The organism is Streptomyces sp. SCPE 10 (assembly GCF_051980735.1).
GTDB classification, from domain to species: domain Bacteria; phylum Actinomycetota; class Actinomycetes; order Streptomycetales; family Streptomycetaceae; genus Streptomyces; species Streptomyces misionensis.
Window position 1 is genome coordinate 3280952 of sequence record NZ_CP197069.1, and the last position, 21171, is coordinate 3302122.

The window sequence follows — 21171 nt, forward strand, 5'->3', positions numbered from 1 at the left end:
ACGATCCCCTCACCGACGCCTGCGAGGTGAGCTGTCGGGTTCGGGCCGGTTGAGTTGCCCGGCCACCCCTCCCGTGGGAGGCGTGGCTTCACCCCGAGCCGGTCCGGCATCAACTGCCGGGCCCGGCACTTACCTTGGGTCCCCCGCTCCTGCCTGCGGCGCTTGACGCGACGACTGTTCCCGGGCAGCCGCTGGCAGGATTAGGCGTTGCGGCCGCCGGGGCTCGTGGTGACGAGCGGTCATGACCGTAGCCACGCGATCCGCGGAATTTCAAAGACGATCAGGGCTTCTGAGACTCATCCCACACTTTCGCCAAAGCGGACATTTGACGATCAAGTGGGGCGTCAACTCGCCCTAGCGGGCGCCCGTTTCGTCACCGACTTTCAGGGTCTGACCGGCGGTGATGTGATTCGGGTCGGCGCCCACGACCTTCTTGTTCGCGGAGTAGAGCTCATGCCATCCGCCGTGCACGTCAAGGGAGTCGGCGATGGTGCTCAGCGAGTCGCCCTCGCGGACGGTGTACGTGCCCGGCTCGCGGGAGGCGTGCCGCCCGGAGTCGGAGCCGTCCTGTCCGGTCGCCGTGCTTTCGTCCGCGGTGCCGCCGCGGTGCCGTCCGCCGCCGAGGGCTCCGGTGTCGACCAGGCTCCAAGAGCCGACGTCCTGCCGGGAATTGTCCGGGTCGTCGGCGGTCGGGGCGGGTGTGACCGTGCCGGTGGGCGCCGAGGGGGCGGTGGGGTCCGGGGCGGTGCCGCCGGTCCCGGGAGCGCCGGTGGAGCCGTGGGAGGCGCCCGGGTGCGGGGCCGCGTGCTTGCCGGTGTGCTTGCCGGTGCCGGTGCCGGCGTCGGAACCGGTGGACGGGGAGGTGGACGGGGAGGTGGACGGGTCGGCGGAGGAGGAGGCGCCGGAGCCGGAGCCGCCGTCGTGGGCGCCGCTGCCGGAGCCGGTGCCGGATCCGCTCGGGGTGGTGTCCTGGCCGCCGCTCGGGGTACCGGAGGGGGCCGAGGCGTCGGGCGGGCCGGAGGGGTCGGTCGTGCCGTCGCCCTGGCCGTTGCCGCCGACGCCCGGATCGACGTCCACTGAACCGGAGTTGGGGGTCAGCCCGGACAGCAGGGCGCAGGTGGCCCAGGGCAGGGTGCCCTTGTCGGCGAGGATCTTCTCGGCCACGGCGATCTGCTGCGAGCGGCTGGCCTGGTCGGCGCTGGAGGCGTACCGGGTGCCGCCGTAGTGGATCCAGTCGTCCTGGGATATCTGGAGGCCGCCGTAGTAGCCGTTGCCGGTGTCGGCGCTCCAGGAGCCGCCGCTCTCGCAGCCGGCGACCTTGTCCCAGGTGGTGCCGTCGGCCGCGTGCGCGCTTGCGGCGCCGAGCAGCGGGATGGCGATGGCGGAGCCGGTCACGCCCGCCGCGACGAGGAGGGCCGGAGCCTGACGGGGGCGGCGGTGACGACCGTTCCCGGAGATCATGCGGAAGCCTTTCGTGCGACTGCGGGGGCCGGCGCGGCGGGTGGTGCCGGTTCGCCACGCTGAGGGGTGAACGTAGCCGCACTCGATCACTTGTCACAAGTTCATGCCGCGCGGATCACGCGAAGATCACAGCGTGGAAGGTTTGCCCTCCGCTCCGTCACACATCCTTCCTCCAGCGCGGAACGGGCCACTCCGTTTCATGGTCCGGGCTACCGGTCGCCCGGCGGGGTGAACTCCACGGGCAGGGTGCGCAGACCGCGCATGATGAGCCCGCCGCGCCAGCGCAGCTCGGCCGGGTCGGCGGCCAGCCGCAGGTCGGGCAGCCGGGTGAAGAGGGTGGCCAGCGCGCTCTGGCCCTCCAGTCGGGCGAGCGGGGCGCCGAGGCAGTAGTGGATGCCGTGCCCGTAGCCGAGGTGCTGGTTGTCCCGGCGGCCGAGGTCCAGCACGTCCGGGTCGGCGAACCGCTCCGGGTCCCGGTCGGCGGCGGCCAGCACGACGAGCACCGGGTCGCCCGGCTCGATCCGCTGCCCGCCGATGGTGAGCGGTTCGGTGGCGAACCGCCAGGTGGCCAGCTCCACCGGGCCGTCGTAGCGCAGCAGTTCCTCCACCCCGGTCGCCAGCAGCTCGTCGTCGCCGCGGGCGAGGGCGTCCTGGAGGCGGTCGCGCTGACCGGGGTGGGTGAGCAGGGCGTAGGTGCCGTTGCCGATGAGGTTGACGGTGGTCTCGAAGCCGGCGAAGAGCAGGATGAAGGCCATCGCCGCGACCTCGTTCTCGGTGAGGTGCTCACCGTGGTCGGAGGCGCGGATGAGGGCGGAGATCAGATCCTCGCCGGGCGCGGGCTCGGCGGGCAGCGCCTCGCGCTTCTTGTGGATCAGCTCGGCGAGGTAGCCGCGCATCTTCTTCACCGACCGCGCCACCCCGCCCCGCGGCCCGCCGCCGTGCCGGATCATCATGCCCGCCCAGTCCCGGAAGTCGTCCTGGTCCTCGCGCGGGACGCCGAGCAGGTCGCAGATGGCGTAGATGGGGAGCGGGAAGGCGAACTCGTGGATGAGGTCGGCGCTGCCGCGCTGCGCGAACCGGTCGATGAGCCGGTCGGTCAGCTCCTGGACCCGGGGCGCGAACGCGGCGACGCGGCGGGGCGTGAACGCCTTGCTGACCAGCCGGCGCAGCCGGGTGTGGTCCGGCGGGTCGATGTTGAGCAGATGCGTCATCAGCTCGGCCTTGCGCTCGCCCGGGATGCCGGTCTTGCCCTTGGCGTGCTCGGGCTCGTCGTGATGGGCCGGGTTCTTGCTCAGCCGCTGGTCCGCCAGCGCCTGCCGGGCGTCCGCGTACCGGGTGACCAGCCAGGCCTCGACCCCGCTGGGCAGCCGCGTCCGGCGCACGGGCGCGTGCTCGCGCAGCCAGGCGTACGCGGGGTAGGGGTCGGCGGCGAACTCCCAGGTGAAGAGCTCGGGGGCGGCGGGAACGGTGTCGTCGGGGCGAAGCTGGTCGGTCACTCCTCGACGGTATCCGGCCCGCCCGGGCGGCGTGCCACCGCCGGCCCGGGGCCCCGCCTCCGCCGGTGCCCGCGCCGTGACGGGAGCGGCCGGTCCGGCGCCGCCGGGGCGCTCACGACGGGTCCTCGTCCTCCCGCGGGTCCACTCCCTCGGCCCTTCGGATCGCGTCCCGGTAGGTGCGGGCCGCCGCGCGCAGGGCCGTCTCCGGGTCGGTGCCGGCGGACTCGGCGCGGGCGGCGAGGGCCAGCAGCTCGTAGCCGATGCCCTCACCCTGGGGCAGGGGGACGTCCAGCCCGGCGGTGCGGACGCGGGAGGCCAGCTTGGCGGCGAGGGCCAGGCCGGGCTGGCCGAGGGGGATGCCCTCGGTGACCGAGCTGCGCCGCTTCTCCTCCGCCTTGGTGCGCAGCCAGTGCGCCTTGACCTCCTCCGGGGTCTCGGCCGTCGCCTCGCCGAAGACGTGCGGATGGCGGTGGATCAGCTTGGCGACGATGCCGCCCGCCACGTCGTCGATCGAGAACGGCGCCTCGGGGTGCTCCTCGGCGATCCGGGCGTGGAAGACGACCTGGAGGAGGACGTCGCCCAGTTCCTCGCGCAGCTCCTCACGGTCGCCCGCCTCGATCGCCTCGACCAGTTCGTACGCCTCCTCGATGCCGTACTTGGCCAGGCCCTCGTGGGTCTGTTGGGAGGACCAGGGGCACTCGGCCCGGATGCGGTCCATGACCTGGACGAGGTCCAGCAGGCGGGCGCCGGGCAGGTCGTAGGAGGCGGGCAGCAGCTCCAGCTCCGGCATGCGGAGCCGGCCGGTGCCGGCCAGCCGGGCCAGTCCGTCGGTGAGCGCGGGCTCGCCCTCCCCCGTCGCCACGACCACGACGGTCCGCCCGCCGGCGCAGGCGTCGACCAGCTCCTGCGCCGTGGGCGCCGCCTCGGCCACCGCTATGCCGGCCTCCCGCAGGTACGGCAGCTGCGGGTGGGCGCCGTCCGCGCACAGCACGGCGTCGGCGGTGCGCAGGGCCTGCCAGGCGGGCCAGGACAGCAGGCCGGGGGCGACACGGTGGCTGGTGGTGAGCAGGACGATACGGCCGGGGGCGGGACTCGATGCGTTCACGCTCCGAACGTAACCCACGGCGGCGACGAGCGGATTCGGTTGTCCACAGGGCCGCAGGGATCATGCGATCGTCTGCCCGCGGCCTGGGGGCCGGTCCGTCCTACGCCGTCACCGGCGCGCCTCCCGACGGCGCCGTCACCTCCCGCACCCAGGGCGTCTTCGCGTCCGTCCGGCCGCTCTTCTGCACGTCCCAGGTGCCGTAGCGCGGGTTGATGTCGATGTGCAGCTCCTCGGAGGCCCGCGAGAGGGCCTTCCAGAAGGCGGGCTGGGAGGTGTCGGTGCCGAGCCGGGCGGCGACCTTCTGCGCCTCCAGCTGGAGGCGCAGGTTGTCGTCCAGGTACGCGGGGGCGATGCCGTACTTCTGGAGCCAGGCGGTCCGCAGGCCCTTGGCGCCGCCCGCCTGCTGCTCCAGGCTGGCGCGCAGCTGCTGGGTGTCCTTGCGGGTGACCGTGACGCCCTGGTCCTGCGCGGCCCGGTGGATCACCCGGTCGAGGACCATGTTGTGCAGGGTGTCGCGGGTGAGGCTGCTGGTCTCGGCCAGCACCTGCTGGTACTGGGCCGGGTCGGACACCGCGGCCCGCTGGGCCGCGCGGACCTCGTCGACCCGGTTCTGCAACTGCGCGACGGTGATCCGCTGCCCTCCCACCACGGCCGCCGCGCCCGGGTGGGCGTCGCTTCCGCAGGCGGTCAGCAGGGGGGCCGCGGCGGCGATCGCGGCGGTGAGGACGAGCGCGGTGCGACGGCGGCGGTGCAAGGAAACCTCCAAGGGAGATTGCACGACAGGTGCGGCGCGCCAGCGCCTCCGCCAGGGGTGGTGGCCGGGCGACGGGCGGGCGCACAAAGTCTTGCGGTGATCGATGGTAGGCAGCGGCACTGCCGCGGCCAACCCATTCGACCAACGATTCACCGCGACTTCGGGTACCGTCGCGCCGCCGCGGCCTCAGCCCGTGATGGCCACCGGCGCGTCCCACGCGTCGCGGTCCACGGTGAGCGTGACGCCGCCGTGCGCCTCCTTGCTGTTCACCATGTACTGGTGGGCGCGGCTGTGCCCGGTGAACTGCGTGGCGCCCCACGGCCAGTCCGCGGTGGTGGTGTTCTGCTTGTCCCACAGCGCGTACCAGAGGTTGCCCGGCAGGTCCGTCTTGTCGGTCGCGGTGGCGATCGCCTTGGCGCTGGAGCTGGTGAAGCCGTAGTAGCCGGCCCGGTACGTCTTGGCGTGCAGCTGCTTGTCGAAGGCGCGCACATAGGTCAGCACGGCGGTGTTGCACGCCTTGTTCGTGACGTCGTACGCCTCCATGTCGAGGTAGACCGGGCTGCCGGCCTTCATGCCGAGGGCGGCGGCCTTCGCGACGGCGTCGTTGGCGTCCTGGGTGCCGAGGGTGGCGGCGTTGGAGCTGGTCATCTTCTCCGGGTTGGCGCCGGACTGGCAGGGCGGCTGGGCGCCGACGTAGAGGGGGATGAGCTTCCAGCCGAGGGAGCTGACGGACTTGACCCAGGAGGCGGTGAGGTTGGGCTGGGCGCAGCCGCGGTTCCTGCCGCCCACGTAGACGGCAGCGGCGCCGTAGAAGCCGGTGTGCCAGGCCTTCATGGTGGACAGCGAGGGCGCGGCGCAGGTGTCGAACGCGCGCCCGGTGAACGTCCGCTGCGCGGGCCAGGTGGTGGCCGCCATGGAGGTCTGCGCGGCCAGGCCGGCGCCCGCCACCACGACGACGCCCGCCGCGGACCAGGCGATGTATCTGCGCTTCTTCGACTGCCGGTGTCCGGCCATGGTTCTCATCCTTGTTGGTTCTCGGTGTGTCGTTCGATGTCTGTACAGCTGGATGAATCAGCCGCGCACCTGGCCCAGCCAGTGCAGGGTGCGTCGGATCTCGACGGCCATCGGGTGGCCGGGGCCGCCGAGGCGTTCCACGTCCGGCACCAGGCGGGCGAGGGTGTCGTGGGCGGCGGCCCGGTCGCCGAGCGCGAGCAGCAGGTGGCCGATGCGCCGGCGGACCTCGTGGGCCTGCTGCGGGTCGCCGACGGCGTACTGGTTCTCGTAGTACGGCAGCAGGGCGCGGTACTCGGCGAGCGCCGCGGCGGGTTCACCCAGTTGTTCGAGGCACTGGGCGGCGTCATGGCGGAAACGCAGCGAGGCGGGGTCGGCCTGGCCCGCCTCGGCGGCGCGTTCGTCGGCGAGCCGGCGCAGTTCGGGCAGTGCGCGCCGGTACTGGCCGTCGTCCATGAGGGTCGCCGCGTACTGCTTGCGCAGGGTACGCACGACCGGGGAGTGCTCGCCGTGCCGTTCGGCCGCGACGGGCAGGATCGCGCCCAGGATGTCGACGGCCTGGGTGATACGGCCCTCCCCGAGCAGCCGTTTGACCTCGTCGACGGCGGCGGCGACGTCCGGTTTCCCGGTCCCCGCGGAGGCCGGGGCGGCGGGGGCGGGCTGGGGCGCGGGCGTGCGCGCACGGTCCGGCCAGGGGGCGTGCGGACGCACGAAGGGGCGCGTGGGATCCAGGGGCGCACCGGTGGGGGTGCCGCGCGTGGGCAGCAGCGGCGCCAGGTGCTCGTAGACCTCCTGCGCGGAGGCCGGCCGGTGCTGCGGGTCCTTGGCGAGCAGCGCCAGCACCAGGGTCTCCAGCGCCTCCGGGACCTCGGGGCGGATCCGGCGCACGGGCAGCGGGGGCTCGTACAGGTGCCGGTGCAGCACCCCGAGCGCGGTGGACCCGCGGAACGGCACGTCGCCGCTGAGCAGTTCGTGCAGCAGCACCCCGAGCGCGTACAGGTCGGTGTACGGGCCGACCGCGCCGCCCATCGCCTGCTCGGGCGCCATGTAGGCGGGCGAGCCGATCGGGGACCCGGTGTGGGTGAGGCGGGTGGTGTCGGTGTCCATGACGGAGGCCACGCCCAGGTCCAGCACGGTGACCAGGCCGTCCTGCTTGACCATCACATTGCGCGGCTTGAGGTCGCGGTGGACGATCGGCACGGCGTGCACGGCGCTGAGCACGGCGCACAGTTGCGCGGCCACCGCGACCGCCCACGGCCAGGGGTACGGGTCGTGCTCGGCGAGGTGGTCGGCGAGGTCGGCGCCGTCGACGTACTGCATGACGAGGAACAGTTCCTCGCCCTCGCTGCCCGCGTCGTGCACGGTGACCAGGCCGGGGTGGTCGACCTGTGCGGTCACCCGGCACTCGCGCTCGAACCGGCGGCGCAGTTCGTCGGCCTCCTGGCCCGCCACCTTGTCGGGGCGCAGCAGCTTCACCGCCACGCGCCGGTCGAGCCGCCGGTCGTACGCCGTCCACACCTGGCCCATGCCGCCCTGGCCGATGAGGGTGGCGAGTTCGTAGCGGCCGGCGACGAGACGCCCGGTCGCCACGGTCACCTTCCGCCCTCGTGCTGCCCGTCCTGCTTGCGCAGGTAGTCGCTGAGCTCGTCCAGCTCGGCCCGCACCTGGTCGATGCGGGCGGGCGCCGGGCGGTGCGGGAGCGGGGGCCCGGGCACCGGGGTGTGCGGCGGGGCGGCGGGGGCGGGGGGCGCCACGGGTGCGGCGTAGGGGGCCGCGGGGCCCGGGTAGCCGTAGGCCGGGGCGCCCGGCGCGGGCGGCTGCTGGGCCGGTATGCCCCGCTGGGCGCGGAACGCCTGGTTGCGCCGGGCGTAGTGGCGTATCTCCGCGACCAGGTAGTACACGGTGGCCGCCACCAGGGTGCCCAGCAGCAGATACAGGCCCGTGTAGCCGCGGGCGGTGGTGATGTCGTCGCCGGGCTCGCTGCCCACCAGCGCCAGGCTGAGACCGTCGAGCAGCAGCGCCGCCACGAACAGGGCCCAGTCCAGGGGCCTGCGGGTGACGGCGGCCAGCCGCAACGGCAGCACCCAGACCAGGAAGCCCAGGCTGAGGATGCCGACCGCGACGAACAGCACGCGCAGCGAGATCAGCACCGCGGGGTGCGGCGGCCGCTGCGCCGGCGGTCCGTAGCCGTGGCCTTGCATGACTGCTCCTGTTGCCTGAAGTGGGCGTGCGGGGTCGAGCATATGGCCCGGCGCCGACAACGTGTCCGGGGTCTACCGAACCGTTGTCAGGGGTCAGTCCGGGGCGACGGTGCCGTCGGTGAGCCCGTCGTACATCCCGCGCATCAGCTGCTCCCCGAGCCGGGTCGTGTGCCGCAGCGCCCGTTCGAACTCGTCCAGGGCGCGGAACCGGGCGCCGTAGCGCCGCTGTTCGTCCAGCGGCAGCCGGGGCAGCTGGAGCCGGCGCACGTCGAGCCGGGTCGCGGTGGAGGCGTAGCTGCTGGCCTGCCGGTTGTTGGCGGTGCCGCGCAGGAAGCCGGCGAGGAACCAGGGGTCGAGCGCGGTGCGGTCGGGGCGCAGCAGCACGAGGTTGCGTCCCAGGACGGCACCGGCCGCCTCCTCCTCGATCACCCGGGCCACCGAGCCGCCGCCGAGCACGGGTACGACGACGTCGCCCGGCTCGGTCAGCACGGCCTCCTCGTCGCTCTCGGGCAGCGCCCCCGAGGGCGACGTTCCGGCGAGCACGTCCGTGTCGGTGAGCACCGGCAGCCGCGCGTGGCCGCCGTTGCCGCCGGTGCGCATCACCAGCGCGCCGCCGCGCGCGAGTTCGCCGACGGTGGTGAGCGGTCTGCGCACCGGCGGGGCCGTCTCGGCGGGCGGCGGGGTGAGCTCGACGGTCCGGCGCAGGGTCTCGCCGAGGCGTTCGCGCACCACCGCGAGCTGTTCCGCGCCGTCGGCCACGGCGGGCGGCGGCAGATGACGGGCGGGCGCCAGGTCGACGTCGTCGTCGAGGAGTTCGATGACCGGCACCGACCGGGCGAGTCCCGGCCGCTCCACCGGCCGGCCCGTGCGTTCGAAGGTCCGCCAGGCGTCCAGCACGGCCTCGCGCACCGCCGTCCAGTCCGGGCCGCCGCGGCCCTCCCCGGCGAACCCGCCGGTGTCCATGAGCAGCACCTGGGGCGACACCGGGGTCCGCTCGGGCCGGCGCAGCACCCACACGTGCAGCGCGATGTTGTACGGCGGCGCCGCCCCGACCGGCAGTGCCAGCACCGCCCGCAGCGCGCCCCGGCGCAGCAGGTCGGCGCGGATCCGGCGCCCGGAGCGGCGGGAGGCGGCGGCCGGGGGCATCAGCAGCACCGCCGTGCCGCCGTCGGCGAGCCGGGCCAGGGCGTGCTGCACCCAGGCCAGCTCGGACTCGGTGCGCGCCGGGAAGCCGTACTCCCAGCGGGGGTCGTAGGCGAGTTCGTCATGGCCCCAGTTGCGCTCGTTGAACGGCGGGTGGCACAGCACGGCGTCGGCGCGCAGTTCGGGGAAGGCGTCGGCGCGCAGGGAGTCCCCGGCGGTGGCGTGCACGCCGGCGCGCGAGTGCAGCGCGAGGCGCAGCGCGGTGAGCGCGGCGAGGTCGGGGGCGCTGTCCTGGGCGTACAGCTCCTGGTCGGGACGGGTGTCGACGGCGCGCAGCAGGGCGCCGGTGCCGCAGGCCGGGTCCAGGACCCGGCGGGCCGGACCGGCCAGGTCGGCCATGAGGGCGGCGAGTTCGGCGGGGGTGAGCGTGTACTGGCGGGGGTTGGCGTCCAGGTGCCGGCCCAGCAGGAACTCGAAGGTCTGCCGCGCCCCGGCCTCGGCGGCCAGCTCGGCCACGCCGCGCAGCAGGGGCACCGAGGGCAGGAACGCGAGCGGGGCGCACCCGCCCGGTGTCGCCGCGCTGTTCACGGCCGGAGGCTCCGGCGCCTTGTTCACAGCCGGGGCCATCGGCGCGCCGTCCGCTCCCCGGGTGCCGTCCGGCGTGTTCACAGCGGACGGCGGGCCCGCCGCCGCGCCGCCGGGCAGGGACAGACCGACCGGGCCGACGAGGCGCGGGGGCAGCACCTGCTCCAGCGCACCCGGCAGCAGCCGGGCCAGGTGCTCGTCCGAACCGGCGCTCGCCGCGAGCCAGACGGTGGGGCGCTCGTGGATCAGCAGCAGTGCGCAGCCAGCGTGCACCAGGGCCGTGAGCGGGCCCTCCGGGTGGCCGGCGAGTTGCTGCCAAACCCTTTCGCGCAACGGGACTTCGGCGAGTTTCCCCTGCTTGCGCAGCCAGGCCTCGACCTCGGCGAGCGCGAAGGAGGGGCTGGTCTCGGTGCCGCCGACCGGCTTGGGGAAGTCGGCGTGCCTGCGGCGCCAGTTGCTGACGGCGGCCCGGCCCACCCCGGCGAGCCGCGCGATACCGGCGGCGGTCACCTCTGTCGCTTGGTCCTGCACCGGCCGCTCCCCTCGTCTGGTCCGGCGCCGAGCATACCGAGGTACACAAGATCCACCTATTCACGCCGTGGCCATCTTCCGTCACAGGGAACCATGTTGACTCGGTTCACAAGCTCTGCTCTTATTGACCCAGCGAACGAGCGGTCACCGGAGGGGGAGGCCGCCGCTCCGGGGAGGGATAGCGCCATGGGCATGAAGGCCAGGCTCACGCTGAGCGCCGTCGTGGGGGTGGCCGTCATCGGCACCATGTCCGCGCACGCCGGCCGCGTCGCCCACGACGGGGGTCACGGCGGCGCCACGGGTCCGTCACCGGCCACCGGGCTCACGCCGCACGGCACACAGCAGCCGGCCGGCCGCACGACGGCCTCCGAGAAGCCCTGAACCCGCCGAACCCGCCCCACCCACCCACGCGTTCCGGCTCCCCGCCGGGACGCGGTACGGCTCCCCGCCGTACGCACGTCTCCGTTCCACCAGCCCTGAAGGACTGTCATGCGTCTCTCGTCCCGCGCCGCCTCCCTGCTCGCCGTCGCGGCGGCCCTGCCCCTGGCCCTCACCGCCTGCTCCTCCGGCTCCTCCGACTCCTCGGACACCGGCTCGTCCGCGAGCACCAAGTCGGCCAAGGCGAAGGACCCCAACGCCGGCCTCGTCACCGGGACGCAGCTGAAGAAGGCGCTGGCGCCCGCGTCGGAGTTCCCGGCCGGGTTCGCCCTCCAGGCCGACAACTCCGCGGACAGCGGCTCGCAGTTCCTCGACCCGGAGGCCAAGAGCACCGCGAAGACCGACTGCACCCGGCTGCTGGGCACCTCCTGGATCCAGGTGACCGGCTACAAGGGCGGGGTGTCGTTCGCGCAGAACGACTACGCCGTCAAGGACCAGACGCAGGACCTGGCCCAGGAGATCGACGAGTTCCAGGGCACCACCGCGGCGGCCGTGATGAAGGAGTTCGCCTCCGTCGCCACCGCCTGCGCCGCCTTCACGGACAGCGACACGCACGCCACGGTGAAGACCGCCGGCAAGTCCACCGCCGGGCTCGGCGACGACGCCTACACGCTGACCCTGACGAGCGGCGCCTGGCAGAACGGCACCACGCTCATCGCGGCCCGCTCCGGCAGCGCCGTGGTCACCGTGATGTCCACGGCCGGCAGCGACAACGGTGCCGCGAGCGCCAAGAAGCTGACGACGACGGTCCTTTCCCGGCTGAAGTAGCACCCGGCGGCCGTCGGGCCGCGGCGCGCGGGTCCGCCGGGACGGCCTTCCGCGCGCCCCGTGCCGTCCGGCCCCGCCCGCCGCGCCGGACACGGGGGTCCGCCGGCGGGAGCCGCACCGGCCACGAGGGGTCTGCCGGTGCGGCAGCCGGCGTCCCTCCGGCGCTCAGCGGCTCGGCCCGGCGGCGGCCCAGGTGATCGCCGATGTCCCGGCCATGACAGCACTGCGTACTCTGCTGCCCTCGCCGGGCCCGACGGCCCGGGGACAGCCTCTGCGGCCGCCCTCCCCGGCCGGCCCCACCCGGAAGGACCCGGTATGAACCCCCTGATCGGCATAGCCGGCACCGCCGCCCTCGGCTATGCGGCCGTCACCATCCCGCGCAACGCCCGCAAGGCACGCGCCGCCCGGGCCAAGAAGCCGGTCACCATCGACGCCGCCGCGTACGGGCTGGTGCCCGCCGACCGGCTCGACGCCCGCTACGCGGGCCCCGACCCCGAGGCCGACGCGGTGGCGGCGGCCGCGCTCGCCGGTGACTGGCGGCGGGCCGCCGCCTACCTCGCGGGCGCGGGCCGCGACTGGGACCTGCGCTGGTACCGGACCGGCATCCTGGTGCACGCCGCCGCCGAGGACGACACCTGGCTCAAGGCCTGGAGAACCGAGCACCCCGACGACCCGTCCGCCGCGCTCGTGCACGCCGACGCGCTGGTCACGCTGGCGGGCAAGGTCCGCGGCGACAAGCTGGCGAAGCACACCACGGCGGAGCAGTTCGAGGGCTTCCACCGGCTGCTGGCGCAGGCACTGCCCGCCTGCCGGCAGGCCGCGCTGATGGCGCCCGAGGACCCCTGCCCCTGGATCGCGCAGATCACCATCGCGCTCGGACTCGGCTGGTCCCACGAGGACTTCCGGGCCCTGTGGTCCGAGATCACCGCACGCGACCCGCACCACTTCGGCGCCCACACCGCCGCCCTGCAGTACTGGTGCGCCAAGTGGCGCGGTTCGCACGAGCTGATGTACGCGTTCGCCGAGCAGGCCGCGGCCGCCGCCCCGCCGGACAGCCTGCTGCCCGTGCTGCGCCTGTACGCGGTGTACGAGCACGCGGTGCGCGAGCCCGCCGAGCCGGTCTACGCCCAGCCGTTCGTCGACTCGGCCATCGACGCCACCCTGGACGCCGTGGACCGGGTGCCCGCCGGGCACCACCGACTGCCGGTGGTCCGGCATCTGCTGGCGAAGCTGCTGTTCCAGAAGAAGCGGTACGCGGAGGCGGTGGAGCAGTTCCGGGCGATCGGCGGCTACGTCGGCGCCGTGCCGTGGACGTACTCCGGCGACCCGGTGAAGGCGTTCGTCCACGCGCGCACCAACACCTTCGTCTCCTGGGAGAAGGCGGGCCGCCCCGCGCCCGCGCCCCGCGGGCAGTCCGCCGGCCGCTGACCGGCACCGGCCGGCGGGCCCGGCGTCCGTGCCGGACTCGGCGGGCCCTGCGGACTCAGCGGGCTCAGCGGGCCGTGAAGCGCGAGGGGGCCTCGGTCGGGTTGCCGCCGGAGGGCAGCTTCTGGTTCGGGCAGCCGGCCAGGACCTTCTTCATCGCGGCCTTCTCGGCGGAGGTCACCCACAGGCCGTACTTCTTCTTCACCGCCACCTGCGTGGCCACATAGGTGCAGCGGTAGGCGGTGTCCGGCGGGAGCCAGGTGGCCGCGTCGCCGTCGCCCTTGCCGCGGTTGGTGCTCGCGTCGACCGCGATGAGGTTGAGCGGGTCGTTGGCCAGCGCGATGCGCTTGCCCGCGTCCCAGTACTTGGCGCCCTTCTGCCAGGCGTCCGACAGGGCGACGACATGGTCGATGTCGACCTGGCTGCGCCCACGCCGGTAGGTGATCTCCTTGCCGGAGTAGGGGTCCGGGTCCAGCAGGCCGTAGCTGACCTTGCAGGTGCCGCCGGTGAACTTCACGTCCTTCAGGTCCCGCTTGAGGATGTCGTCCCGCGTGTCGCAGGAGTTGGAGTCCGTGTCCGCCCAGGCGCTGCCGAACCGTTCGCGGGAGTAACCGGTCTTCGGCGCACGGCCCTTGACCGGCAGCGCGTCGGCCGCGGTCAGCACCGCGCCCCCGCCGCCCTTCTCCTCGGGCCCCGCGGCCCCCGTGCTCTGCCCGGACTTGCAGCCGGCCACCGCGGCCAGTACGACCACCGCACCGACCGCCCCGCTCTTCAGACGCGTCACGCTGCGCCCCCCTTGCTCGCCCTGATCCGCCCCCGGAAGCGGGGCGGATCGTTCCGCCACCACGTTAACTTCCCGTTCCGGGGCGCCAGATGGGTCGCAAAAGGATAATTCAGGGGCAAGTACGGCGTACAGCGGGGCACTTGGCGCTCAGGGGGCGGCGCACGGCCCCGGGGACCGTGCGCCGGATCACACCCTGCGGCCGCCGTGGGCCGTGCGGATCACGCGCCCAGGATCGAGGCGAGGAACTCCCCCACCCAGGCGAGCAGTTCGCGGCCGACCAGCGGCTTGCCGCCCACCTTCGCGGTCTTCGGGCGGGGCACCAGCACCTGGTGCGCGGCCGGCTTGATGACCGTGCCGGGGTAGAGCCGCTTGAGCCGCAGCTCCTGCGACTCGCGCAACTCCACCGGCGCGAAGCGGATGTTGGTGCCCTGGAGGACGATCTCGCCGACCCCGCAGGCCCGCGCGAGCATCCGCAGCCCGGCCACCAGCAGCAGGTTCTCCACCGGCTCGGGCAACTTGCCGTAGCGGTCGGTGAGTTCCTCGCGGACGGCCTTGATGTCCTCCTCGGAGTTGGCGGAGGCGATGGCGCGGTAGGCCTGGAGGCGCAGCCGCTCGCCGGGTGCGTAGTCGTGCGGGACGTGCGCGTCGACCGGCAGCTCGATCTTGACCTCCAGCGGGGCCTCCTCCACCCCCGCCTCGTCGGCCTCCAGCTGCCGCCGGTAGTCCGCCACCGCCTCGCCGACCATGCGGACGTACAGGTCGAAGCCGACGCCCGCGATGTGCCCGGACTGCTCGCCGCCGAGCAGGTTGCCCGCGCCGCGGATCTCCAGGTCCTTCATGGCCACGTACATGCCCGCGCCCATCTCGGTGTGCTGGGCGATGGTCGCCAGGCGCTCGTGGGCGGTCTCGGTGAGCGGCTTCTCCGGCGGGTAGAGGAAGTAGGCGTACCCGCGCTCCCGGCCGCGGCCCACGCGCCCGCGCAGCTGGTGCAGCTGGGAGAGGCCGAAGGTGTCGCCGCGCTCCACGATCAGGGTGTTGGCGTTGGAGATGTCGATGCCGGACTCCACGATGGTGGTGGAGACCAGCACGTCGAACTTCTTCTCCCAGAAGTCGACCACGACCTGCTCCAGCGCCGCCTCCGACATCTGGCCGTGCGCGGTGGCGATCCGTGCCTCGGGGACGATGTCGCGCAGCCGGGCCGCCGCGCGGTCGATGGACTCGACCCGGTTGTGGATGTAGAAGACCTGGCCCTCGCGCAGCAGCTCGCGACGGACGGCCGCGCCGATCTGCTTCTCCTCGTACGGCCCGACGAAGGTGAGCACCGGGTGGCGCTCCTCCGGCGGCGTGGTGATGGTCGACATCTCGCGGATGCCGGTCACCGCCATCTCCAGGGTGCGCGGGATCGGCGTGGCCGACATGGTGAGCACGTCGACGTTGGCGCGAAGCTTCTTCAGCTGCTCCTTGTGCTCGACGCCGAAGCGCTGCTCCTCGTCGACGATGACCAGGCCGAGGTCCTTGAACTTGGTCTCCGAGGAGAACAGCCGGTGGGTGCCGATCACGACGTCCACCGAGCCCTCGCGCAGGCCCTCCAGGACGGCCTTGGCCTCGGTGTCGGTCTGGAACCGGGACAGCGCCCGCACGTTCACCGGGAACTGCGCGTACCGCTCGGAGAACGTCCCGAAGTGCTGCTGCACCAGCAGCGTCGTCGGCACGAGGACCGCGACCTGCTTGCCGTCCTGTACGGCCTTGAAGGCGGCGCGCACCGCGATCTCGGTCTTGCCGTAGCCGACGTCGCCGCAGATCAGGCGGTCCATCGGGACCGACTTCTCCATGTCGTCCTTGACCTCGGCGATGGTGGTGAGCTGGTCCGGGGTCTCCGCGTAGGGGAAGGCGTCCTCCAGCTCGCGCTGCCAGGGCGTGTCGGCGCCGAAGGCGTGGCCGGGGGCGGCCATGCGGGCGCTGTAGAGCTTGATCAGGTCGGCGGCGATCTCCTTGACCGCCTTCTTGGCGCGCGCCTTGGTCTTCGTCCAGTCCGCGCCGCCCAGGCGGTGCAGGGTGGGCGCCTCGCCGCCGACGTACTTGGTGATCTGCTCCAGCTGGTCGGTGGGGATGTAGAGGCGGTCGCCGGGCTGGCCGCGCTTGGCGGGGGCGTACTCCACCACCAGGTACTCGCGGGTGGCGCCCTGCACGGTGCGCTGCACCATCTCGATGTAGCGGCCCACGCCGTGCTGTTCGTGGACGATGTAGTCGCCCGCCTCCAGGGTGAGCGGGTCGATGGTCTTGCGGCGGCGGGCGGGCATCCGGGCGCCGTCACGGCTCGCGGTGCGCTGCCCGGACAGGTCGGTCTCGGTGAGCACGGCGAGCTTGAGCCCCGGGTCGACGAAGCCGTACTCGATCGAGCCGCAGGAGACGTGTACGACGGACGGGCTCAGCTCGCCGAGGTCGGCGTCCATGCGGGCCGCGATGCCCTCGTTGCCGAGCACTTCGACGGTGCGGGCGGCCGGGCCGTGGCCCTCGGTGACGAACACCGCGCGCCAGCCGTCGGCGAGCCAGCCCTTGGTGTCGGCGAGGGCTCTGGCGGTGTCGCCGCGGTAGGTGTCGGGCGCGTGCATGCCCAGCTTCAGGGTGTCCGCGTCGAGCTCTTCACCGGCCGCGAAGGGCGACACGGACCACCACATCATGTCCAGCTCGCGCGCCCGGTCGCGGACGTCGGCGATGGACCACAGGGAGGCCGCGTCGACGTCGATCGGGGCCTCGCCACCACCGGCGGTGGCGGCCCACGACGCCTGGAGGAACTCCTGACTGGTGGCCACCAGGTCGGCGGCGCGGGTGCGGACCCGCTCGGGGTCGCAGACCACGGCCATCGAGCCCTGGGGCAGCACGTCGAGCAGCAGCTCCATGTCGTCCACCAGGACCGGGGCGAGGGACTCCATGCCCTCGACCGCGATGCCCTCGGCGATCTTGTTCAGGAGTTCGCCCAGCTCGGGGTGTTCCTCGGCGAGGGTCCGCGCCCGTTCGCGCACCTGGTCGGTGAGCAGCAGCTCGCGGCAGGGCGGCGCCCACAGCCCGTGCTCGGCGATCTCCAGGGAGCGCTGGTCGGCGACCTTGAAGTAGCGGATCTCCTCGACGTCGTCGCCCCAGAACTCGATGCGCAGGGGGTGTTCCTCGGTGGGCGGGAACACGTCCAGGATGCCGCCGCGCACGGCGAACTCGCCGCGCTTCTCCACCAGCTCGACCCGCGCGTAGGCGGCGGCCGCGAGGGCGTCCACCACGTCGTTCAGATCGGCGTTCTGACCGGTGCGCAGGGACACGGGCTCCAGGTCGCCCAGGCCCTTGACCTGCGGCTGGAGCACGGATCGCACGGGTGCGACGACGACGGAGACCGGGCCGGTCTCGGGGTCGTCGGCGCGGGGGTGGGCGAGGCGGCGCAGCACGGCGAGGCGCCGGCCGACGGTGTCGCTGCGGGGGCTGAGGCGCTCGTGCGGCAGCGTCTCCCAGGAGGGGTACTCCACGATGCCCTCGGGCGGCAGCAGCGAGCGCAGCGCCGCCGCCAGGTCCTCCGCCTCGCGGCCGGTCGCCGTGACCGCGAGCACGGTGCGGCCGGTCTCGCGGGCCAGGGCGGCGACCGAGAGGGGGCGGGCCGCCGGGGGACCGACGAGGTCGACGTGCATGCGGTTGCCGTCCGCGGCCGCCGTGATCGCTTCCGCGAGGGCGGGGTCCTTGACGACGGCGTCGAGCAGACCGTGCAGGCTCATGGGGCTTTCCGTCCAGGGGTGGGCAACGAGTGTCCAGCCTACGACGCCGCCGGGGCGGCCGTCGGAGCCTGTGGACAACCGGAGCCCGAGGACGACCGGAGCCTGTGGACAACCGGGAGCCTGTGGACGACCGCGGCCACCGCCCCCGGCACGCCCCGGGACGGCGGAAACCCGGTGCGGGGAAGCCTCTCGGGACTTCCCCGCACCGGGCGCTCCCCCGCGACCCCCGTACGCGGCGGACCTCGCGACCGGAGTGCGGCCGGTGCGCTAATCCGTGGCGATGGCGTTCAGGACGTTCATCCGGCCCGCCCGGAAGGCGGGGATCAGGGCGGCGAACAGACCCACAAAGGCGGAGCCGACGAAGACCGCGGTGATCGTCGGCCAGGGGATGTCCAGGACCTTCAGACCCTGGAGGGCGAGGAGCTTCTGGGCGGTCGCGCCCCAGCCCATGCCGAGGCCGAGGCCGAGCAGGGCGCCGAAGACGGCGATCACCACGGACTCCAGGCGGATCATGCGGCGCAGCTGGCGGCGGGAGAGACCGATGGCCCGCATCAGGCCGATCTCCCGGGTCCGCTCCACCACCGACAGGGCCAGGGTGTTCACCACACCGAGGACCGCGACGATAATCGCGAGGGCCAGCAGACCGTAGATCATGTTGAGCAGCTGGCCGATCTGGTCCTTCAGCGCCTTCTTGAAGTCGGTCTGGTCGCGCACGTTCAACGCCGGGTCGGCGTGCACCGTCCGCTTCAGCGACGCGTAGGCGGTGGCCTGCCGCCCGTCCTTGGCGGTGGCGAACACGAGCTGGTCCAGCGGCATCCGGTCGGCCGGCACGTACTTCGCGACGGTGGGGATGGCCGCGTACATCGCGCCCTTGTCGATCACGACCTCGTCGCTGGTGATGGCGCGGACCGTGAGCCGGGCGGCCCTGCCGCCCTTGAAGGCGACCGTGACCGTGGAGCCGACCTTGATGCCGTGTTCCTTGGCGAAGCCCTCGAAGACCGACATGGAGTCCGGCCGGTAGGCGTCGGCGAGGTTGCCGGCGACCGTCTTGGTGCGCACGTCCTCGGCGTAGGTGGCGTCGGCCGCGTTGATCGTCCCGTTCTTGACGACCTTGCCGTCCGGGGTGGTCAGGGTCGCGTCGAGGACCTTGTACTCGGTGACCCGCTCCAGGCCGGGCGTGGCCTTGATCTGCCGCACCATCTGCGGCTTGACGAAGGCGAACTCCTGGTCGCCCTGGACGATGAAGTCCGTGCCGACGGTCTTGTCCAGCTGGTCGGTGGCGGAGGCCACCATGGAGGAGCCGACCACCGAGAGGCAGGCCACCAGGGCGAGACCGATCATCAGGGCGGCGCCGGTGGCACCGGTGCGGCGCGGGTTGCGCAGCGCGTTGCGCTCGGCCATCCGCCCGACCGGACCGAAGACCCGCAGCAGCACCACGCCGAGGACCCGGACCAGGCCGGCCGCGAGCATCGGACCGACGACCACGAACCCGACCAGGGTGCACAGCACGCCCAGGCCCAGCCAGCCCGAGCCGGTCGTGGCCCGGTCGGCGGTGGCGGCGGCGTACAGGCCGGTCACGCCCGCGCCGGTGAGCAGCAGGCCGAGGACGGCGCGCACGGCACCGGCCTTGGCGTCGGCCGGGGAGCCGGCGTCGCGCAGCGCGGCCATCGGGGAGACCTTGCCGGCCCGCCGGGCGGGCAGGTAGGCCGCCAGCACGGTGACCACGACACCCAGCAGCAGGCCGAGCGCGGGTGTGGTCCAGGCGACGGTCAGGTCGTCCGTGGACAGCTCCATGCCCATGCCGCTCATCAGCTTCATCAGGCCGATCGCGATGCCGACGCCCGCGCCGACGCCGAGCACCGAGCCGACCAGCCCGAGCAGCAGCGCCTCGATCAGCACGGAGCGGTTGACCTGCTTGCGGGAGGAGCCGATGGCACGCATCAGGCCGATCTCGCGGGTGCGCTGGGCGACCAGCATGGAGAAGGTGTTGATGATCAGGAAGATGCCGACCAGGAAGGCGATCCCGGCGAAGCCGAGCATCGCGTACTTCATGACGTTCAGGAAGCTCTCGACGCTCTTCTGGTTGGCGTCGGCGACCTCCTTGGCGGTGCGCACCTTGTAGCCGTGGCCGAGCGCGGCCGCGACGTCCTTCTTCAGCAGGTCGTCCGGTACGCCCTTGGCGGCGGTCACGTTGACGTCGGTGTAGACGCCGGTGCGGCCGATCAGGGTCTGCTGGGCGGTCTTCGTGTCCAGGTAGAAGACGGCCGCGCCGGGGTTGGTCACCTGGAAGGCGGCGATGCCGCTGACGCGGGCGTGGTGCGTGCCGACGACCGAGATCATGCCGATGTCGTCGCCCAGCTTCAGGTGGTGCTTGTCGGCGGTGTCCTCGTCCACCATCACCTGGTCCGGGCCCTTGGGCGCCGCACCGGTGGTGATCTTCATGGTGCGGGCGTCGTTGCCGTTCCAGCTGCCGACGATGGTGGGCGCGCCGCTGCTCGGCGACAGCCTGTCCTTCTTGGCGTCGATCACGGTCACCGAGGTGGAGAACACCGTGCCCTCGGCCGAACGCACGCCCTTGACGTCGCGGACGGTGCCGAGGACGGAGGCCGGCATGACCGGCGGCTTGCCGGTGCGGGAGGTGGTCTGCCCGGTGTCGGAGGCGCCGCCGGCGCTGACCGTGACGTCCGAGGAGGTCGCCTGGAACAGCTTGTCGAAGGTGGTGTTCATGGTGTCGGTGAACACCAGGGTGCCGCACACGAAGGCGACCGACAGCAGGACCGCGACCGCCGAGAGCGCCATGCGGCCCTTGTGCGCGAAGAAGTTGCGCAGGGAGGTCTTCAGGACGGTCATGACGTACGGCCCCGGGAGTCGAAGTCCTTCATGCGGTCCAGGACCTGCTCGGCCGTGGGCTGGTGCATCTCGTCCACGATGCGGCCGTCGGCCAGGTACAGCACACGGTCCGCGTAGGAGGCGGCGACGGGGTCGTGGGTGACCATCACGATGGTCTGGCCCAGCTCGTCCACCGAGCGGCGCAGGAAGCCCAGCACCTCGGCGCCGGCGCGGGAGTCGAGGTTTCCGGTCGGCTCGTCACCGAAGATGATCTCCGGGCGGGCGGCGAGCGCGCGGGCCACGGCGACGCGCTGCTGCTGACCGCCGGAGAGCTGGTTCGGCCGGTGCTTGAGCCGGCCGGCGAGGCCGACGGTCCCCACGACCCGGTCCAGCCACGCCCGGTCGGGCTTGCGGCCGGCTATGTCCATGGGCAGCGTGATGTTCTCCAGGGCGTTGAGCGTCGGCAGCAGGTTGAACGCCTGGAAGATGAAGCCGATCCGGTCCCGGCGCAGCTGGGTGAGCTTCTTGTCCTTCAGGCCGGTGATCTCGGTCTCGTCCAGGAAGATCTGACCGCCCGTCACCGTGTCCAGGCCCGCGAGGCAGTGCATCAGCGTGGACTTGCCGGAGCCCGAGGGCCCCATGATCGCGGTGAAGCGGCCTCTGGCGATGTCCACGTCGACGTGGTCCAGGGCGACGACACGGGTCTCGCCGGACCCGTACGCCTTCACGACCTGCCGCGCCCGCGCGGCAACGGCCGTACGCTCTCCAGTGCCCCCGTGCCTGGGAATTGTCACAGCCGATGTCACGGTATGTCTCCTATATCGGTCGGCAAGTGCGTGTGCCGCCCCGGTTGCGAGGCGTGTGTGTTCCGGGTACGTCGACGAG

General features: G+C 73.1%; 15 protein-coding genes and 1 riboswitch. Of the genes, 3 read left to right on the forward strand and 12 right to left on the reverse strand.

Annotated elements, in window-relative coordinates; all coding sequences use genetic code 11:
• Window position 1: 1 nt before the first annotated feature.
• A riboswitch (cyclic di-AMP (ydaO/yuaA leader) is annotated at window positions 2-171 on the reverse strand.
• Between the two features lie 183 nt (window positions 172-354).
• The 8 genes from ACSP97_RS15310 to ACSP97_RS15345 form a co-directional block, all read right to left on the reverse strand.
• Window positions 355-1461 carry a transglycosylase family protein gene (locus ACSP97_RS15310; protein ID WP_440557936.1) on the reverse strand — a complete coding sequence of 369 codons (1107 nt, stop codon included), beginning with the start codon at window positions 1459-1461 and terminating at the stop codon, window positions 355-357.
• 209 nt (window positions 1462-1670) lie between these two features.
• Window positions 1671-2957: a cytochrome P450 family protein gene (locus ACSP97_RS15315; RefSeq protein WP_355147703.1), complete on the reverse strand. Its 1287-nt coding sequence runs from the start codon at window positions 2955-2957 to the stop codon at window positions 1671-1673.
• Between the two features lie 112 nt (window positions 2958-3069).
• A complete protein-coding gene (locus tag ACSP97_RS15320; protein WP_355523496.1) occupies window positions 3070-4062 on the reverse strand; it encodes a nucleoside triphosphate pyrophosphohydrolase in 993 nt (330 codons plus the stop codon).
• 100 nt (window positions 4063-4162) lie between these two features.
• Complete coding sequence (locus ACSP97_RS15325; protein ID WP_358275262.1) at window positions 4163-4816, reverse strand: SurA N-terminal domain-containing protein; 654 nt, start codon at window positions 4814-4816, stop codon at window positions 4163-4165.
• 186 nt (window positions 4817-5002) lie between these two features.
• A complete protein-coding gene (locus tag ACSP97_RS15330) occupies window positions 5003-5830 on the reverse strand; it encodes a glycoside hydrolase domain-containing protein (protein ID WP_355147708.1) in 828 nt (275 codons plus the stop codon).
• A gap of 57 nt (window positions 5831-5887) precedes the next feature.
• Window positions 5888-7354 (reverse strand): protein kinase domain-containing protein, encoded by a 1467-nt coding sequence (locus tag ACSP97_RS15335; protein ID WP_440558440.1) that lies wholly within the window; start codon window positions 7352-7354, stop codon window positions 5888-5890.
• A gap of 65 nt (window positions 7355-7419) precedes the next feature.
• A complete protein-coding gene (locus ACSP97_RS15340; RefSeq protein ID WP_440557939.1) occupies window positions 7420-8028 on the reverse strand; it encodes a hypothetical protein in 609 nt (202 codons plus the stop codon).
• A 93-nt stretch (window positions 8029-8121) separates the two neighbouring features.
• Window positions 8122-10287, reverse strand: coding sequence for an N-6 DNA methylase (locus ACSP97_RS15345; RefSeq protein WP_440557941.1), 2166 nt, complete (start codon window positions 10285-10287; stop codon window positions 8122-8124).
• 186 nt (window positions 10288-10473) lie between these two features.
• Between ACSP97_RS15345 and ACSP97_RS15350 the strand changes: the two genes are divergently transcribed.
• From ACSP97_RS15350 to ACSP97_RS15360, 3 genes are all read left to right on the forward strand, one after another.
• Window positions 10474-10668 (forward strand): hypothetical protein, encoded by a 195-nt coding sequence (locus ACSP97_RS15350; RefSeq protein ID WP_355147716.1) that lies wholly within the window; start codon window positions 10474-10476, stop codon window positions 10666-10668.
• A 108-nt stretch (window positions 10669-10776) separates the two neighbouring features.
• Window positions 10777-11493 (forward strand): hypothetical protein, encoded by a 717-nt coding sequence (locus tag ACSP97_RS15355; RefSeq protein ID WP_355147718.1) that lies wholly within the window; start codon window positions 10777-10779, stop codon window positions 11491-11493.
• 315 nt (window positions 11494-11808) lie between these two features.
• Window positions 11809-12921 (forward strand): hypothetical protein, encoded by a 1113-nt coding sequence (locus ACSP97_RS15360; protein ID WP_355147720.1) that lies wholly within the window; start codon window positions 11809-11811, stop codon window positions 12919-12921.
• 64 nt (window positions 12922-12985) lie between these two features.
• Here the strand turns inward: ACSP97_RS15360 and ACSP97_RS15365 are convergent, their stop codons facing one another.
• From ACSP97_RS15365 to ACSP97_RS15380, 4 genes are all read right to left on the reverse strand, one after another.
• On the reverse strand, window positions 12986-13693 hold the full coding sequence (locus ACSP97_RS15365) for an HNH endonuclease family protein (RefSeq protein ID WP_382009501.1): 708 nt from the start codon (window positions 13691-13693) through the stop codon (window positions 12986-12988).
• A gap of 227 nt (window positions 13694-13920) precedes the next feature.
• On the reverse strand, window positions 13921-17457 hold the full coding sequence (gene mfd / locus ACSP97_RS15370; protein WP_440557944.1) for a transcription-repair coupling factor: 3537 nt from the start codon (window positions 17455-17457) through the stop codon (window positions 13921-13923).
• Between the two features lie 267 nt (window positions 17458-17724).
• Window positions 17725-20307, reverse strand: a complete 2583-nt coding sequence (locus tag ACSP97_RS15375) for an ABC transporter permease (protein ID WP_440557946.1) — start codon at window positions 20305-20307, stop codon at window positions 17725-17727.
• Complete coding sequence (locus ACSP97_RS15380; protein ID WP_355147730.1) at window positions 20304-21092, reverse strand: ABC transporter ATP-binding protein; 789 nt, start codon at window positions 21090-21092, stop codon at window positions 20304-20306. Before ACSP97_RS15380 ends, ACSP97_RS15375 begins: the two co-directional genes overlap by 4 nt.
• Between the last annotated feature and the right edge of the window lie 79 nt (window positions 21093-21171).

Bases quoted from the DNA above. Each gene is read 5' to 3' on its own strand.
- mfd (WP_440557944.1), bottom strand. From the start codon at position 17,457: ATGAGCCTGCACGGTCTGCTCGACGCCGTCGTCAAGGACCCCGCCCTC.
- ACSP97_RS15350 (WP_355147716.1), top strand. From the start codon at position 10,474: ATGGGCATGAAGGCCAGGCTCACGCTGAGCGCCGTCGTGGGGGTGGCC.
- ACSP97_RS15355 (WP_355147718.1), top strand. From the start codon at position 10,777: ATGCGTCTCTCGTCCCGCGCCGCCTCCCTGCTCGCCGTCGCGGCGGCC.
- ACSP97_RS15340 (WP_440557939.1), bottom strand. From the start codon at position 8,028: ATGCAAGGCCACGGCTACGGACCGCCGGCGCAGCGGCCGCCGCACCCC.
- ACSP97_RS15375 (WP_440557946.1), bottom strand. From the start codon at position 20,307: ATGACCGTCCTGAAGACCTCCCTGCGCAACTTCTTCGCGCACAAGGGC.
- ACSP97_RS15335 (WP_440558440.1), bottom strand. From the start codon at position 7,354: ATGGGCCAGGTGTGGACGGCGTACGACCGGCGGCTCGACCGGCGCGTG.
- ACSP97_RS15310 (WP_440557936.1), bottom strand. From the start codon at position 1,461: ATGATCTCCGGGAACGGTCGTCACCGCCGCCCCCGTCAGGCTCCGGCC.
- ACSP97_RS15330 (WP_355147708.1), bottom strand. From the start codon at position 5,830: ATGGCCGGACACCGGCAGTCGAAGAAGCGCAGATACATCGCCTGGTCC.
- ACSP97_RS15360 (WP_355147720.1), top strand. From the start codon at position 11,809: ATGAACCCCCTGATCGGCATAGCCGGCACCGCCGCCCTCGGCTATGCG.